This is a genomic window from Paenalcaligenes sp. DL 309 (assembly GCF_057475285.1).
This window is the reverse complement of the sequence record NZ_JBYBKW010000049.1, coordinates 1-352: the sequence shown is the minus strand read 5'-3', so window position 1 is coordinate 352 and position 352 is coordinate 1. Positions and strand designations below refer to the sequence as shown.

1 rRNA gene is annotated in these 352 nt (G+C 42.9%); it reads left to right on the top strand.

The window, feature by feature from the left end:
* Positions 1-85, top strand: a 16S ribosomal RNA gene (locus AC2UZJ_RS12565); the annotation flags it as partial.
* Positions 86-352 lie beyond the last annotated feature (267 nt).

Genomic DNA, 352 nt, shown 5'->3' with positions numbered 1-352 from the left:
GGCGCTTACCACGGTGGGATTCATGACTGGGGTGAAGTCGTAACAAGGTAGCCGTAGCGGAAGCTGCGGCTGGATCACCTCCTTTCAGAGCGATGACTCACAAAGCGAAAGCGTCCACACTTATTGGCTGTTTTATACAGACAGTATATGGTAACACCGTGCTCATAGCGCGGTGCAAACCAAATCTGTTCTTTAACAATCTGGAAAAAGCACAACGAAAGTGTATTCATAGTCACCCCTCGAGATGGGGGTGGCATAAAATATACGGGTTGTGATTGCAAATTAACAATTTAAGTTCAAATAGTTCTCAAAACATTAAATGGTGTTTATGCCAAATAAATTTCGGTTTATT